We start from the raw sequence: 15,699 nt of genomic DNA on the forward strand, positions 1-15,699 counted from the left end.
CGGATCGGAGAGAGATGGACCTCCTCTTCCCCCTGCTGATCGTCTTCATGATCGGCATGATCTTCTTCTCGAACCGCCAGCGGAAGAAGCAGCAGCAGCAGCAGGAGAACCTGCAGAACTCGATCCAGGTCGGCGACGTCGTCCTGATGACGAGCGGGATCAGCGGCACCGTCGTCGACACCGAGGACGAGCGCACGATCGACCTCGAGATCGCCCCCGAGGTGATCACCACGTGGCTGCGGGCCGCGGTGCGGGAGAAGCTCTCCACCGAGACCGAGCACGCCGACGACCTGGCCGACGTGGACGGGACCGAGCCCGAGGTGCTGGAGCCCGCCGCCTCGTCGACCACGGTGCAGGCGCCCGTCACGGCGACGACCACCGAGCCGACGGATGCCCCGACCGGCAACGGGGTCTCCGCGGGCTCGAAGGAGACGCGCAACAACTGAGCCCCGTGTAGCGGACGGCCGATCGCCGTCCGCCGCGGGCCGGGTGCGGTCGTCGTCGGAGGGTGGTCCTACCCTGCGGTCAGGTCCTTCACGGGCGGCTGCGGCCACGCGGTCGCAGCGCCCGGGCACGTGGATGCCCGGGTGTCCGGATCGTCCGGACCACCCGGCGCGAGGACCGACCCGAGGACTCGATCCCGCCTGACCCTGGAGTTCGCAGCGTGGCCCCTCCCACCGTCCGGTTCCGGCCCGGGCGCTACCTGGCCGTCTTCGTGGCCATCGTGGCGGTCCTGTACGGCCTGGTGTTCCTCACCGGCGACGGTCGGCCGACGCCGAAGCTCGGCATCGACCTGCAGGGCGGCACGCAGGTCACCCTGACCGCACGGACCGAGACCGGGGCGGCGCCGACCGACGAGCAGCTCAACCTCGCGCGCCAGATCATCGAGCAGCGCGTCAACGGGCTCGGCGTGTCCGGCGCGGAGGTCGTGCAGAACGGCAACAACCTCGTCATCACGGTCCCGGGCAGCTCCGGCGACCAGGCCCGGAGCCTCGGTCAGACCGCGCAGCTGTACTTCCGGCCCGTCACCAACGGCCCGGTCGCGGCCACCCCGCCCGCGGCCGCGCCCGGCCAGCAGCCGGGCCGGCCCGGCCAGGCACCCGCCGGGGGCGGCGGGGCCGCCACGCCCGGCCAGGCGCCGGGCGGCCAGTCGGTGCGGCTGCCCGCGCAGGACCCGACGCCGCCGCCGGCTCCCTCCCCGGGGGGCGCCACCTCGCAGGACCCGCGGCTCGCGGCGGCGATCGCCCAGGCCAAGGAGACCCGGCAGAGCGCCGACCCGGCCGTGCAGGCGCAGGCCCTCACCACGCTGAACTGCGCCGCGGACGACCCGCTGCGGGGCTACGACGACCCGACCCGGCCCCTCGTCGCGTGCGACCGCGAGGGGACGGCCAAGTACGTGCTCGGCCCGTCGATCCTCTCCGGCACAGAGGTCGCGGGCGCGACCGCGGCGCCGAACCCGCAGGGCGCGGGCTACGTCATCAACGTCGACTTCAAGTCCGCGGGCGCCGGGATCTGGGCGCAGTACACGGGCGCGAACATCGGTCAGGCCGTCGCGTTCACCCTGGACTCCCAGGTCGTCTCGGCGCCGGTGATCCAGGCAGCCCAGCCGGCCGGGAACTCGCAGGTCAGCGGCAACTTCAACCAGCAGTCGGCGCAGGACCTGGCGAACGTCCTGCGCTACGGCTCGCTGCCGCTGTCCTTCGACACCTCCGACGCCCAGACCATCTCCGCGACGCTCGGGCTGGCCTCGCTGCAGGCGGGCCTGATCGCGGGCGTGATCGGGCTGATCCTGGTCTTCGTCTACTCGCTGTTCTACTACCGCGCGCTCGGGGTCCTGACGATCCTGTCGCTGGTGCTCTCGGGCCTGATCGTCTACGCGGTGCTGGTCCTGCTCGGGCGTGGGATCGGGTTCACCCTCGACCTGGCCGGGGTCGCCGGCTTCATCGTCGCGATCGGCATCACCGCGGACTCGTTCGTCATCTTCTTCGAACGGATCAAGGACGAGATGCGCGAGGGGCGCAGCTTCCGCTCCGCGGTACCCCGCGGGTGGACGCGGGCGCGGCGCACGATCCTCTCCGGCGACGCGGTGAGCTTCCTGGCCGCGGTGGTGCTCTACGTGCTCGCCGTGGGTCAGGTCCGCGGCTTCGCGTTCACCCTGGGGATGTCGACGATCCTCGACCTCGTCGTCGTCTTCCTGGTCACCCACCCGCTGCTCGCCCTCGCCTCGAACTCGAACCTCTTCGCGAGCCCCGCGTGGTCGGGTCTGGGCAAGGTGGCGAACCAGACCGGGCGCTCCGGTCCGCGGCCCGGGGCCACGCCACGCGTCGGCGCCCGCCCCGACGGCGCCCGGCGCAGCACCACCACCCGATCGACCACGCGCAGCGGCTCCGGCCGCGGAGGTGCCCGATGACCCGCGCAGGCGGCCGCGACCGCGGCCCCACCGACGCCGGCGATCTCGACGAGCCCGAGGACGCCCTCGCCGACGACGTCGAGCCCGACGCCGACGACGAGCCGGCCGCGGCCGCAGGGCGGCGCGGTCGGCGCAGCCGGCTCGACTCGCTCTACGAGGGCAACGGCGGGCTGGACATCGTCGGGCGCTCGAAGACCTGGTACGCGGTCTTCGGTGCGCTGATCGTCGTCTGCCTGCTGTCGATGATCCTGCGCGGGTTCAACTTCTCGATCGACTTCGAGGGCGGCACGTCGGTGCAGTTCCCGGCGCGCGGCGCGACCGGGGTCGCGGAGGTCTCCCAGGTCCAGGAGGTCTTCGACCAGTCGGTCGGCCGCCCGGCCGAGACGGTGCAGGCCGCGGGCGCCGGCGACTCCGCCACGGTCCTGATCAAGTCCGACCGGCTCTCGCAGGCCGAGGTGGTCGCGCTCCGCGAGGCGCTGTTCAACCGTTTCCAGCCCCTCGACGCGGCCGGGGCGCCGGATCCGAACGCGGTCAGCGACAGCGCCGTGAGCGCGAGCTGGGGCGGCGAGATCACGCGGCAGGCGCTGATCGCCCTCGTGGTGTTCCTGGTGCTCGTCTCGGTCTACCTGGCGTTCTACTTCGAGCGCCGCATGGCGTTCGCCGCGATGGTCGCGCTGGCCAACGACATCATCATCACCGCGGGCGTGTACTCCCTGGTCGGCTTCGAGGTGTCCCCGGCCACCGTCATCGGGTTGCTGACCATCCTGGGCTTCTCGCTGTACGACACCGTCGTCGTGTTCGACAAGGTCCGGGAGAACACCCGCGGGCTGCAGGGGCTGACCCGCCGCACCTACGCCGAGGCGGCGAACCTCGCGGTCAACCAGACCCTGATGCGCTCGCTGAACACCTCGCTCATCGCGGCCCTGCCCCTGATCGGGCTCTTCGTCATCGGCGTGGTCCTGCTCGGCGTCGGCGTCCTGGGCGACCTGGCGCTCGTCCAGCTCGTCGGCACCATCGTCGGGGCCGCGTCCTCGGTGCTGCTGGCGACACCGATCGTCGTCGACCTCGCGATGCGCGACCGGGTGTGGGTCCAGCAGGCCCAGCGCGTCGCGGCGCGGCGGGCGAAGAACACCCGCCGCACCGACGACCCCGCCCGGGCGGCGGGGGAGAGCACCGACGTCCTGGACTCGCGCGCGGTCGCCGCCGCCGCCGGCGCACCCCGCGGCGGTGTCACCTCCGGCAGCGGTGCCGGCGCGGCCGCCGCCCCCCGACCGGGCGCCCGTCCGGCCGGGAAGTCCGGTCGCCCCAGCGGCAAGCGCCGCCGGTGAGCCCCACCGGGACCGACGCCGGCACTGTCGAGCAGCTCCTGCGCGACGTGCCGGACTTCCCCGGACCCGGCATCCGGTTCTGGGACCTCACCCCGGTCCTCGCGGACGGCGAGGGGCTGGCGGCCACGACGCGGCTGCTCAGCGCCCCCGCCGCGGAGACGCCGGTCGACGTGGTCGTCGGGATCGAGGCGCGCGGGTTCCTGCTGGGCGCGGCGGTCGCGCACGCGCTCGGGCTCGGCATCGTGCCGGTCCGCAAGCACGGCAAGCTCCCCGCGGTCGCGGCGTCCCGCTCCTACGACCTGGAGTACGGGTCGGCCACGCTGGAGCTGCCCGCGGGGGTGCTCGCGTCCGGGGCCCGGGTCCTGCTCGTCGACGACGTGCTGGCCACGGGCGGCACCGCGGCCGCGGCGAGCGAACTGGTCGAGAGCCAGGGTGCGCAGGTGACGGCGTTCTCCGTGGTGCTCGAGCTGCCCGCCCTCGGTGGGCGCGAGCGCCTCGGCGGGCGACCCGTGCACACCGTGCTCCGGCGCTGACCCGAGGCGAGGGATCGGCCACACGTCGCCGGACGTCTCCCGGGTCTCGTCCCGACCTGATGGTTGCGGCAGCTAACATCTAGGTCGGCGATCGAGGAGGCGGATGACGACCCAGGCGACCAGGCGAACGGCGGGGGTCGGCCCGACCGGCCCCACCAGCTCCTCCGGAGGGCGTCGGACCGGCGTCCGTGACCGGCTCCTGGCCTCGGACCCGGGCAACGTGCGCCTGACCCTCGCCACCCGCGCCGCGGTCACGCTCGGCGTCGCGCTCGGTGTCGCCGCGCTGCTCGCGAGCCTGCTCGGGCTGGCCGGCAACCAGGCCGTCGTCGTGATCGTGCTCGGGGCGGTGCTGACGATGATCACGACGTTCACCGCGTCCGACCCGACCCCGGCCGGTCGGGCGCTCACCCAGCTCTGCCTCCCGGTCGCGATGCTCGCCGGGATCACGGTGAGCACCCTGGTCGACCGGCACCGGGTGCTCTCGCTGCTGGTGTTCGTGGTCGTGATGTTCGCGGCGGTCTGGGTGCGCCGGTTCGGGCCGCGCGCCTTCGCCTGCGGGATGGTCGCGTGGATGGGCTACTTCATCGCCCTGTTCCTGCAGCTGTCGTTCGCCCAGCTGCCGGTCGTGCTGGCCGCGGTCGCGACCACGACGGTCCTGCTGCTGGTGATCGCGCTGGTCGTGGCCCCGCAGCGGCCGGCCCGCCGGTTGCAGCGGATGGTCGACGCGTTCGCGGCCCGGACGCGGATCGCCCTCGCCGAGCACCGCGACCCCGACCGGCGACCTCCGTGGCGTCGCCGCGACGAGACCGCCGCCGACCGCGCGGTGCTGCGCGTCAACGAGGCCGCGGTGCTCGTCGACGGCCAGCTCGCGGTCCCGGGCGCCCTGGCCGACCCGCACCGGGCGGGCGACGTGCGGGCGGCGGTGCTGCGCGCCGAGGCGGCGCTGGCCCGCGCCCTCGACGACCCGGGTGACCCCGACGGCGTGGACGCCGCCTTGGCGGACCTGGACGCGGTGCTCGACGACGACCGGCACGCCCGGCCGCGGCGCGGCGTGGGCGACGACGAGCCGGTGCCGTTCGCGCCGGCCGCGGAGCTCTTCGCCGGGTTCCTGCCCGGCAGCGCGGTCACCGTCGGGCCGATGGTGGCACCGGACGAGGGCGCCGCCGGCGGCCACGCGGGCGCGGGGCTGCTCCTCAGCACCCGGCAGGCGCTGCAGATCGCGCTCGCCGGCGGGCTGTCGATCGCGCTGGGCGACGCCGTCTCCGGGCAGCGCTGGTACTGGGCGGTCCTCGCGTGCTTCCTGGCGTTCACGGGCACCGCCACCGCGGCCGAGACGGTGCGCAAGGCGGTCCAGCGGACGGTCGGCACCGTGGTCGGGGTGGTGGTCGCCCTCGTCGTCGTCCCGCTGCTCGGCCCGTCGCCCGCGGTCGCGCTCGCGGTCATCCTCGTGGCCATCTTCGCGGGCTTCTACCTCTTCCGGGTCTCCTACACCTCGCTGGCGTTCGCGATCACCCTCGTGGTCGCGGAGCTGTACGAGCTGCTCGGGACCTACTCCGGCGGCCTGCTCGCGCTGCGCGTGGGGGAGACCGCGCTGGGAGCGCTCGTCGGCGGCATCGTCGCGGTGACCTTCCTCCCGACGACGGCGGTGCGCGCCGAGCACGCGGCCCGCGCCCGGCTGGCCGAGGAGCTGCGCGCCGCGACGGGCGACGTCGCGGCGCTCGTGCACCCCGGTGGCCGTCCGGGGGCGCGTCCCGACCTGCACGCCCGCGCCCGGTCCCTGGACGCCGCGGTCCACCAGCTCGCGCTGATCGGGGTGCCGCTCTCGCTGCGCACCGTTCCCGGGGGTGCGCGGCGGCGGCCGCTGCTCGTCCGGCGGCTCGCCGCCTGGGTCCGCTGCGCGGTGCGGGTGCGCGCCCTCGTCGAGGCCGCGGAGGAGCTGGAGCGCACCCGGCGGTCCGACCCCGCGGAGCGCCACGACCGGGTCGGCGCCGCCGTGCGCGCGGTGCAGGGACTGGTGGACGCGCTCGCGGAGGGGCGCGACCCCGGCGAGCACCGGCACCGGCCGCCCGACGACGGCCCCGACGACCTGCTCGCGGAGCTGGCGGCCCTGCACGGCGCCCTCGTCGCGCTGCACGAGATCGACCCCACCGTCGCCCCGGTCGCCCCGGCCGCCCCGGCCGCACCACCCGCCGTCGGGACCGGCCTGCACGGCCGCGTGACCGACGACGGCGGCCGCGGCCTGCCCGCCGTCGTCACCCTCGTGGACGGCAACGGCGCGCAGCGGGCCCGGGTCCGCTCCGACGACGACGGCCGCTTCGCGGTCGCGGTCGCGCCGGAGGAGCGGTCGTGGCAACTGGTCGTCGCGGCGGCCGGACACGCCCCGCACGCCGGACGGGTGTCCGGGCCGGGGGAGCACGGCATCGTGCTCCGGGCGACCGGCCCCGCCCCCCGCCCGGCGACCGCTCGCCGAGTCACGCCGGCGTCCGGACCGGTGGGCGGGCGAGCCGCCGACGGAGGGTGACCGGACGGCGGCCGGCGAGCGGGGCCGACGGACACCGGCCCGTGTCCTGACCTAGTCTGGAACGATCCGACCACGACGGCGTCCTGCCCCCGGGCCGGCGCCGGACCAGCGGAGGTGACCGTGAGCCAGGACGTGGGGCCGGCCGAGACGGTCGCCGAGGACACGGGGTCGTCCGCCGCCGAGGGCGGCCCGGACCTGCCCGAGGTCGGGCACGCCGAGCCGCGGGAGGCCCGCCGTCTGGAGCCCGTCGGGGGCGCCGCCACCGGGCGGCCGCGCTCCGCCACCCGCCGCGTGCGCGCCCGCATCGCCCGGCGGATCACCGCGCAGCGCACCGGGCCGGTCAAGCCGGTCCTCGAGCCGCTCGCCACGGTGCACCGGGAGCTGCACCCCAGCGCCGACCTCGCGATCCTGCAGCGCGCCTATGACACCGCGGAGGCCTCCCACGAGGGCCAGATGCGCAAGTCCGGCGACCCGTACATCACCCACCCCCTCGCGGTCGCGACGATCCTCGCCGAGCTCGGCATGGACACCACGACGCTGACCGCCGCGCTGCTGCACGACACCGTCGAGGACACCGACTACTCCCTCGAGAAGCTCTCGGGGGACTTCGGGGCCGAGGTCGCCCACCTCGTCGACGGGGTCACGAAGCTCGACAAGGTCCAGCTCGGGGCGGCGGCCGAGGCGGAGACGATCCGCAAGATGGTCGTGGCGATGGCGCGCGACCCGCGGGTGCTCGTCATCAAGCTGGCCGATCGGCTGCACAACATGCGCACGATGCGCTTCCTCAAGCCCGAGAAGCAGGCCAAGAAGGCGCGCGAGACCCTCGAGGTGCTCGCGCCGCTGGCCCACCGGCTGGGGATGTCGACGGTCAAGTGGGAGCTCGAGGACCTCGCGTTCGCGATCCTGCACCCCAAGCGCTACGACGAGATCGTCCGCCTCGTGGCCGACCGCGCCCCGTCGCGCGACACCTACCTGCACACCGTGATCGACGAGGTGTCCGGGCAGCTCGAGGCCGCGCGGGTCAAGGCCGAGGTGCTCGGCCGACCCAAGCACTACTACTCGATCTACCAGAAGATGATCGTCAAGGGTAAGGACTTCGACGACATCCACGACCTGGTGGGCGTGCGCATCCTGGTCGAGGACGTGCGCGACTGCTACGCCGCGATGGGCATGGTCCACGCCCTGTGGCAGCCGATGCCGGGCCGCTTCAAGGACTACATCGCCCAGCCGCGCTTCGGGGTCTACCAGTCCCTGCACACCACCGTGATCGGGCCGGACGGACAGCCGCTCGAGGTGCAGATCCGCACCCACGAGATGCACCGCACCGCCGAGTACGGGATCGCGGCGCACTGGCGGTACAAGGAGACGAAGGGCGTCCACGGGGCCGCCGGGCTCGAGCTCGACGAGATGGCCTGGATGCGCCAGCTCCTGGACTGGCAGCGGGAGGCGGCCGACCCGGGCGAGTTCCTGGAGTCGCTGCGCTACGACCTCGCGACCCGCGAGATCTTCGTGTTCACCCCCAAGGGCGACGTGATCACCCTGCCCGCCGGATCCACCCCGGTGGACTTCGCGTACGCGGTGCACACCGAGGTCGGCAACAAGTGCATCGGCTCCCGGGTCAACGGCCGCCTGGTGGCGCTCGAGCGGCAGCTCGAGAACGGCGAGGTCGTCGAGATCTTCACCTCGAAGGCCGAGGGCGCCGGGCCGTCGAAGGACTGGATCGGCTTCGTCTCCTCGCCGCGCGCGAAGCAGAAGATCAAGCAGTGGTTCGCCAAGGAGCGTCGTGAGGAGGCGATCGAGGAGGGCAAGGACTCGATCACCCGCGAGGCGCGCCGCACCGGCCTGCCCCTGCAGCGCCTCGTCAGTGCCGACTCGATGGGGGCGCTGGCCCGCGAGCTGCGCTACTCCGACGTCTCCGCGCTGTACGCCGCGGTGGGGGAGCACCACGTGTCCGCCCGCCACGTGGTGCAGCGCCTCGTCGCGCTGCTCGGCGGCGTCGAGCAGAACGAGGACGAGCTCGCCGAGCGCGCCACGCCCTCGACGGTCCAGCGCCGCCGCGGCACGGGCGACGTCGGCGTCGTCGTCAACGGGATGGACGACGACGGCGACTCCTCCACCGACCTGTGGATCAAGCTCGCCCGCTGCTGCACGCCGGTCCCCGGCGACGACATCCTCGGCTTCGTCACCCGCGGCGGCGGGGTCTCGGTCCACCGGACCGACTGCACCAACGCCGACGACCTGCGCTCGGAGCCCGAGCGGCTCATGGACGTCAGCTGGGCCTCGTCGTCGACCGCGGTCTTCCTGGTCGCGATCCAGGTCGAGGCGCTCGACCGGCACCGGCTGCTCTCCGACATCACCAAGGCGCTCGCGGACGAGAAGGTCAACATCCTGTCCGCGTCGGTGACGACGAGCCGTGACCGCGTGGCCGTGAGCCGGTTCAGCTTCGAGATGGGCGACCCGAAGCACCTCGGCCACGTCCTGCGGGTGGTCCGCAACGTCGAGGGCGTCTACGACGTGTACCGGGTCACCTCGGCGAGCTGACCAGCCCCAGCAGGGTGTCGGCCAGGTCGTCCATCGCCTGCTCGCGGGCCTCCGCGGCCAGGTGCGAGCACCACAGCGGCGCCTGGCTCATCGTGGCGTGCATCGCCTGCAGGGTCGCATCGACCGACACCACGCGGAACTCCCCGGCGGCGACGCCGGTGGTGACCTCCCGCCGGAACACCTGGTCGTGGCGGCGGCGGAGCTCACGGATGCGGGCGCGGAGTGCGGCCGGCCAGGAGTCGGGGACCAGGAACAGACGCAGGGCCGCGGGGTACTCGAGCACGGCGATCGCGATGTGCTCGCGCAGCAGGGTCCGCAGCCGCTCGGCCCGCGGGGTGTCGACCAGGGACTCCGCCAGGGCCTCCAGGCGCTCGGTCCAGTCGGTCCCCAGCGTCTCGATCGCGGCCGTGGCCAGCTCGTCCTTGCCGGCGAAGTAGTAGTACAGCGAGCCCTTCGTGACGTCGAGCCGCTCCGCGACCTCCTCGAGCGTCGACGCCTCGTAGCCGCGCTCGCCGAACACCTCGGCCGCGGCCGCGAGGATGCGCCGGACGCGCTCGTCGCGCTTGCGCTGGACCCGGTTCACGGCGAGCAGCCTAACTCACGAGCCGGTTCTTGACTCTTGGGTCGAACTTCGGCACGTTCGTCAGTACCAGGACGGAGGCCGACGATGGACTTCGAGCTCACCGACCCCCAGCGCCGTGCCCGCGACACGGCCCGGGAGGTCGCGACGGGCACGCTGCTGCCGGGGTACGCCGAGCGGGCGCGCGCCGGCCGCGTCGAGCCGGCCCTGCGCCGGGAGCTGGGTGGTCTCGGCCTGATCGCGCCGGAGCTGCCGGTCGAGGTGGGCGGCCGGGGCACGGACCGCGTCACGACCGGTCTGATCTGCGAGGAGCTGGCGCGGGGCGACCTGAACGTCGTGTACCTGCAGGTCGTGGGCTCGCTCGTGGGACAGATCCTCGTCGCGAATGCCCCGCAGCTGGCGGCGGAGTGGGTCCCGCGGATCACGTCCGGCGACCAGGTCGTCGGGATCGGGCTGACCGAGCCGCACGGCGGGTCGGACGCCGGGGTGCCCCGCATGACGGCGATGCGGGACGGCGACGGGTGGCTGCTGCACGGGACGAAGTCGCTGTCGTTCGCGGCGGACGCCGCGGCCGTCGTCGTGTTCGCGCGCACCGAGGAGGCCGGGCGCGGCCGCGGGATCAGCGCGTTCCTCGTCCCGCTCGACGCCGAGGGCGTCACACGCGAGGCCTTCCCGGACATCGGGACGGCGGCCGTGGGCCGGGGCGCGGTGAACCTCGACGGCGTGCACGTCCCGGCGGAGAACCTGATCGGCGCCGAGGGCGGAGCGTTCGGCCAGGTGATGCAGGGCTTCGACTTCAGTCGTGCGCTGATCGGCCTGCAGTGCCTGGGGGCGGCCGAGCAGTCGATCGACGAGACGTGGGCCTACGTGTCCGAGCGGGAGGCGTTCGACCGGCCGCTGTCGTCCCAGCAGGGCGTCGCGTTCCCGCTGGCGGAGGCGGAGACCCTGCTCGCCGCCGCGCGCCTGCAGTGCCTGGAGACGCTGTGGCGCAAGGACACCGGCCGCCCGCACACCGCGCAGGCCGCGATGTGCAAGTGGTGGGCCCCGAAGACCGCCCACGACGCGATCACGACCTGCCTGCTGCTGCACGGGCAGTACGGCTACCGCGCGGAGAAGCCGTTCGACCAGCGGATGCGGGACGTCCTCGGTCTGCAGATCGGCGACGGCACCGCTCAGATCATGAAGCTCGTCATCGCCCGGCAGCGCGTGGGCCGGGCGCTCGCACCCTAGGAGGACCACGGATGGGCAGGCACGACGGGAAGGTCGCGATCGTCACCGGCGCCGGGCGCGGGATCGGGCGGGCGATCGCGGAGACACTGGCGACCGAGGGCGCGACGGTCGTCGCGACCGACGTCGACGAGGCGACCGCGAAGGACACCGCGCAGACGGTCGGGGGCACCGGCATCGCCGCCGACGTCAGCGACCGCGCGGCGGTCGACGCCCTGGTGGCCCAGGTGGTGGAGCAGCACGGCCGGATCGACGTCCTGGTGAACAACGCCGGCTACGACGAGGTCGGGCCGTTCGTGGACTCCGACCCCGACCGGTGGGGCCGCATCGTCGGGATCAACCTCTACGGCGTGCTGAACACCTGTCATGCCGTGCTGCCGGTGATGGTGGAGCAGGGCGGCGGCGCGGTGGTCAACCTCGGCTCCGACGCCGGCCGGGTCGGGTCCTCCGGCGAGGCGGTCTACTCGGCGGCCAAGGGCGGGGTCATCGCCTTCACCAAGACGATCGCGCGGGAGATGGCCCGCCACCAGGTGCGGGCCAACTGCGTGTGCCCCGGGCCGACGGACACCGCGCTGTTCGCCTCCGTGGTCGAGGGGAACGACAAGCTCCGCGACGGACTGATCCGGGCCATCCCGCTGCGCCGCCTCGCGCAGCCCGGTGACCTGGCTCCGATGGTCGCGTTCCTCGCCTCGGACGAGGCCGGCTTCGTCACCGGTCAGACGGTGAGCGTCAGCGGCGGGATGTCGATGTCATGACCTACACGTACGACCCCACCGCGTACCGCCGTTTCTTCGAGCACTCCTTCACCTACCTCGCCGGCTTCCGGCGGACCGCATCCCGGTTCGCGGACCGCACGGCGATGACCGACCCGGCGACCGGCACCACGTGGACCTACACCGAGCTCGCCGCGGACGTCGACCGCCTCGCCGCCGGCCTGGCCGCCGCGGGCGTCCGGCCGGGCGACGTCGTCACGTTCCAGCTCTACAACTCCCCGGAGTTCGCGCGCCTCTACCTCGCCACCCAGGCCCTCGGCGCCGTCGGCTCGCCCATCAACTTCCGGCTCGCGTCCGGCGAGGTGGCGCACGTGCTCGCCGACAGCGCGCCGCGGGTGTTCGTGTACGACGCCTCGTTGCAGGAGACCGTGGCCGAGGCGCTGCGCCGCAGCCCGCACCGACCCGACGTCGTGATCGCGGTGGGGGAGGGCGAGCCGCTCGCCGACCTGCTGCCGGGCGGCGGGCCGGTCCCGGCGCCGGAGGGGTCGGTCTACGACGAGACCACCCGGCTCTACACGTCGGGCACCACCGGGATGCCGAAGGGCGTCCCACTGAACAGCCTGGTCGAGGTGTTCAGCGCGCACGACGTGGCGATGCACTTCCCGCTCGGGCCGGAGGACGTCACGCTGAACATGACGCCGTGGTTCCACCGCGGCGGGCTGTACTCGGGCGGGCCGAACCCGGCGTTCTACGTCGGCGCGCAGGTCGTGCCGTTGCGCGCGTTCGACCCCGAGCACGTCCTCGACCTCGTCGAACGGCACGGGCTGACGTTCTTGATTGGCGCACCGACCAACCTCGCGATGCTCGCGGCGGCCCAGGAGCGCCGGGCGCGGGACCTCTCGACGTTGCGCGGCATCGTCACGATGGGAGCGCCGCTGGAGCGGGAGGCGTGCCTGCGCTACCAGTCCGTGCTCACCGAGCGGATCTTCAACGGCTACGGGACGACGGAGTCGTTCTGGAACACGTTCCTGCGCCCGACCGATCTGCCGGATCACGCGGGCGCCGCCGGGCGGGCGTGCACCGACGACGAGGTGCGGGTCGTGGAGATCGGGGGCGGGGCGGGCGAGGAGGTCCCGAAGGACGGCGAGGCCGTGGGGGAGGTGATCGTCCGCTCGCCGAAGGCCGGGTACGGCTACGTGAACGCCCCCGACCAGGAGGCGGCGAAGTTCGACGCCGACGGCTGGATCCACCTCGGCGACCTCGCGACCTGGGACGCGGGGGAGTTCGTGACGATCGTCGGGCGGGCCGACGACATGCTCGTCTCCGGGGGCGAGAACGTGCACCCGGTCCAGGTCGAGGAGGCCCTCAACGAGTTGCCCGGCGTCGCCGACTCCCTGGTCGTGGGCGTGCCCGACGAGCGGTGGGGGCGACGGGTGGTCGCGTACGTGGTGCGTGCCGACCCGGCGCTGAGCGCCGCGGACTGCGAGGCGCACTGCCGCGACCACCCGATGCTCTCGCGCTACAAGCGGCCGCGGGCGTACCGGTTCGTCGACGCGCTGCCGCTCACCGCGACCGGGAAGAAGATTCACTACCGGGCGACCGAGCAGGCGGCCGCGGACGTCGCGGCCGGGCTGTTCACCGACGTGCGAGGAGGAACGAGTGTCCTGGGATGACTACGGGCAGCTGCTGTTCGAGCGCCGTGAGCACGGTGTCCTGCTGATCACGATCAACAACCCGGACAAGTACAACGCCACCGACGAGCAGCTCCACGGCGAGCTGGCCCGGGTGTGGCGGGACGTGGACGCGGACCCGTCGGTGCGGGTCGCGGTGGTGACCGGCGCCGGAAAGGCGTTCTCCGCGGGCGGCGACCTCGCGATGGTGGAGCGGATGGCGGGTGACCACGCGCGGGTCTCGCACATGCTCAAGGAGATGTCCGAGCTGGTCTACGGGATCATCGACTGCGAGAAGCCCATCATCTCGGCGATCAACGGGGTCGCGGTCGGCGCCGGCGTGGTGGTGGCCCTGCTCGCCGACGTCGCGATCGCCGCGGAGGACGCCAAGCTCGGCGACGGGCACGTCAAGCTGGGCGTCTCGGCGGGCGACCACGCGGCGATCATCTGGCCGCTGCTCGCCGGGATGGCCAAGGCGCGGTACTACCTGCTGACCGGCGAGATGGTCACCGGCGCCGAGGCGGAGAAGCTCGGGATGGTGGCGAAGGCGCTGCCGCGCGACCAGGTGCTCGACGAGGCGCTGCGCGTCGCGGACGTGCTGGCCACCGGCTCGCAGCAGGCCATCCGGCTGACCAAGAAGTCGCTGAACAACTGGCTGCGGGCGATGGGTCCGACGTTCGACCAGTCGGCGGCCTACGAGATGCTGTGCTTCCTCGGCCCGGACGTGCACGAGGGCGTCGCGGCGCTGCGGGAGAAGCGGGCTCCCGCGTGGCCGTCGGTCACGGATCCGGAGCGCCCACGTTGATCGTCGGGTCGGCGAACTCCGGGCGCGCGCTACGCGGGTCGAGCGGGTTCACCGACGCCGGGTCCACGTCCGCGTCGCCCGGCCTGGTCAGCGACCGGATCCCGGTGTCCAGCACCGTCACCAGCGGGACGGCCAGCAGGGCACCGGGAATGCCGGCGACGACCAGGCCGCAGGCGATCGGCAGGACCACCGCCAGCGGGTGCAGCTTGATCGACTTGCCCAGGAACAGCGGCTGCAGGATGTAGCCCTCGAGGTTCTGGACGGCGAGCAGCAGCAGCACGACCAGCAGGGCGTCGGTGATCCCCCCGCTGACCAGGGCGACGAGGGCGGCGACCGCCCCGGAGACCACCGCGCCGAGGGTGGGCACGAACGCCCCGAAGAAGATCAGCGCCGCGAGCGGCACGGCCAGCGGGACGCCGATCAGCCAGAGCCCGATCCCGGCGGTCACCGCGTCGATGAACGCGACCACGATGATCGCGCGGGTGTAGCCGACCAGCGACGCGAACGCGCGGCGCCCGGCGACGTCCGCCCGGCCGCGGACGGTGCGCGGGACGGCCTTGAGCAGGAAGCGCCAGATCGCCCCGCCGTCGTGGATGAGGAAGATCAGCGTGAACAGGGCGAGCAGACCCTCGGTGAACAGCTCCCCGACGGTGCCGACCGCCCCCAGGGCGCTCGCGGCGATCGTCGCCTGGCTCTCCTGCAGGCTGGTCAGGAACTGGTCGCCGATCTGGGTGAACTGCTGGTTGTTGAGCCCGAGCGGGCCGGTGCGCACCCAGGCCTGGATCTCGGTGAAGCTGTTCGTGAGCTGGCTGGTGAGTTGCGGGAGCCCGGAGATGAAGGCGTAGACGACCCCGGTGAAGACCCCGCCGACCACCGCGAGCCCCGCGATGATGACGATCGCCGTGGCGACCGCGTGCGGCAGCCAGCGCACCCGCGAGCTCATGACGTGCGCCTCGGGCGCGAGCAACGAGGCCGCGATCAGGGCGAGCACCACCGGGACCAGGACGACCGACAGCGTCCCCGCCACGTAGATCACGGTCGCGCCGGCCGCGGCCACGAGGACGACCCGCCAGGCCAGGCCGGCGGCCACGTCCAGGCCGTGCGGGATCATCCACCGCGTCCGCGGGCGGGCGGCGGGGTCGGTGGACGGGGCGGCCGTCGGAGCGTCGCCGCCGCGCACCCCGACCCCGGAGACCACCTCCGGCGCCCCGGCACCCGGCTCCGTACCGCGCTGCGCCGCCACGGGCGTCACCGTAGTCGCGCGCCGGGTCGGCGGCCCGGTGACCAGGGGATGTCGGCCGGGTGGCGGCCGAGAGGCCCCGACCCGTCGTCGGGAAGAGTGTGTCCCGGCCCTCCTGGATCGGTGCAGAA

Annotated in this window: 12 protein-coding genes; 10 read left to right on the top strand and 2 right to left on the bottom strand. The window is 73.8% G+C overall.

The features are described from left to right. Positions 1-14: 14 nt before the first annotated feature. The 6 genes from yajC (at position 15) to WCD74_RS15490 (ending at position 9,333) form a co-directional block, all read left to right on the top strand. Entirely contained in the window at positions 15-446 is a 432-nt protein-coding gene (gene yajC / locus WCD74_RS15465) for a preprotein translocase subunit YajC (protein WP_337695754.1), read from the top strand. Between the two features lie 218 nt (positions 447-664). Next, the gene (secD, locus tag WCD74_RS15470) at positions 665-2,410 is read left to right on the top strand and encodes a protein translocase subunit SecD (protein ID WP_337695755.1); all 1,746 of its coding nucleotides are present in this window, start codon (positions 665-667) and stop codon (positions 2,408-2,410) included. Then, on the top strand, positions 2,407-3,738 hold the full coding sequence (gene secF, locus WCD74_RS15475) for a protein translocase subunit SecF (protein ID WP_337695756.1): 1,332 nt from the start codon (positions 2,407-2,409) through the stop codon (positions 3,736-3,738). Before secD ends, secF begins: the two co-directional genes overlap by 4 nt. After that, positions 3,735-4,271 (top strand): adenine phosphoribosyltransferase, encoded by a 537-nt coding sequence (locus WCD74_RS15480; RefSeq protein ID WP_337695757.1) that lies wholly within the window; start codon positions 3,735-3,737, stop codon positions 4,269-4,271. The genes secF and WCD74_RS15480 overlap by 4 nt, the downstream gene beginning before the upstream one ends. A gap of 103 nt (positions 4,272-4,374) precedes the next feature. Further along, positions 4,375-6,792: an FUSC family protein gene (locus WCD74_RS15485; protein WP_337695758.1), complete on the top strand. Its 2,418-nt coding sequence runs from the start codon at positions 4,375-4,377 to the stop codon at positions 6,790-6,792. A 237-nt stretch (positions 6,793-7,029) separates the two neighbouring features. After that, positions 7,030-9,333: a RelA/SpoT family protein gene (locus WCD74_RS15490; protein WP_337696005.1), complete on the top strand. Its 2,304-nt coding sequence runs from the start codon at positions 7,030-7,032 to the stop codon at positions 9,331-9,333. Here the strand turns inward: WCD74_RS15490 and WCD74_RS15495 are convergent. Next, entirely contained in the window at positions 9,317-9,916 is a 600-nt protein-coding gene (locus tag WCD74_RS15495; RefSeq protein ID WP_337695759.1) for a TetR/AcrR family transcriptional regulator, read from the bottom strand. The two genes, WCD74_RS15490 and WCD74_RS15495, sit on opposite strands and share 17 nt — an antisense overlap. Before the next feature lie 84 nt (positions 9,917-10,000). Here WCD74_RS15495 and WCD74_RS15500 point away from each other — a divergent pair, with 84 nt between their 5' ends. From WCD74_RS15500 to WCD74_RS15515, 4 genes are read left to right on the top strand one after another with little or no spacing between them, the layout of a single operon-like run. Then, the gene (locus WCD74_RS15500; protein ID WP_337695760.1) at positions 10,001-11,143 is read left to right on the top strand and encodes an acyl-CoA dehydrogenase family protein; all 1,143 of its coding nucleotides are present in this window, start codon (positions 10,001-10,003) and stop codon (positions 11,141-11,143) included. Between the two features lie 11 nt (positions 11,144-11,154). Further along, a complete protein-coding gene (locus WCD74_RS15505) occupies positions 11,155-11,895 on the top strand; it encodes an SDR family NAD(P)-dependent oxidoreductase (RefSeq protein WP_337695761.1) in 741 nt (246 codons plus the stop codon). After that, positions 11,892-13,526: a class I adenylate-forming enzyme family protein gene (locus WCD74_RS15510; RefSeq protein WP_337695762.1), complete on the top strand. Its 1,635-nt coding sequence runs from the start codon at positions 11,892-11,894 to the stop codon at positions 13,524-13,526. Before WCD74_RS15505 ends, WCD74_RS15510 begins: the two co-directional genes overlap by 4 nt. Beyond that, positions 13,513-14,328, top strand: a complete 816-nt coding sequence (locus WCD74_RS15515; protein WP_337695763.1) for an enoyl-CoA hydratase/isomerase family protein — start codon at positions 13,513-13,515, stop codon at positions 14,326-14,328. Before WCD74_RS15510 ends, WCD74_RS15515 begins: the two co-directional genes overlap by 14 nt. On the opposite strand, the gene WCD74_RS15520 is transcribed toward WCD74_RS15515, so the two are convergent. Further along, on the bottom strand, positions 14,303-15,571 hold the full coding sequence (locus tag WCD74_RS15520) for an AI-2E family transporter (RefSeq protein WP_337695764.1): 1,269 nt from the start codon (positions 15,569-15,571) through the stop codon (positions 14,303-14,305). The two genes, WCD74_RS15515 and WCD74_RS15520, sit on opposite strands and share 26 nt — an antisense overlap. Positions 15,572-15,699: the final 128 nt, after the last annotated feature.

Source organism: Actinomycetospora aurantiaca (genome assembly GCF_037401875.1).
Classification (GTDB): domain Bacteria; phylum Actinomycetota; class Actinomycetes; order Mycobacteriales; family Pseudonocardiaceae; genus Actinomycetospora; species Actinomycetospora aurantiaca.

What these genes read in the sequence shown, in the direction of transcription:
- yajC (WP_337695754.1), top strand. Translation starts at nt 15, where the DNA reads ATGGACCTCCTCTTCCCCCTGCTGATCGTCTTCATGATCGGCATGATC.
- secF (WP_337695756.1), top strand. Translation starts at nt 2,407, where the DNA reads ATGACCCGCGCAGGCGGCCGCGACCGCGGCCCCACCGACGCCGGCGAT.
- WCD74_RS15485 (WP_337695758.1), top strand. Translation starts at nt 4,375, where the DNA reads ATGACGACCCAGGCGACCAGGCGAACGGCGGGGGTCGGCCCGACCGGC.
- WCD74_RS15500 (WP_337695760.1), top strand. Translation starts at nt 10,001, where the DNA reads ATGGACTTCGAGCTCACCGACCCCCAGCGCCGTGCCCGCGACACGGCC.
- WCD74_RS15505 (WP_337695761.1), top strand. Translation starts at nt 11,155, where the DNA reads ATGGGCAGGCACGACGGGAAGGTCGCGATCGTCACCGGCGCCGGGCGC.
- WCD74_RS15510 (WP_337695762.1), top strand. Translation starts at nt 11,892, where the DNA reads ATGACCTACACGTACGACCCCACCGCGTACCGCCGTTTCTTCGAGCAC.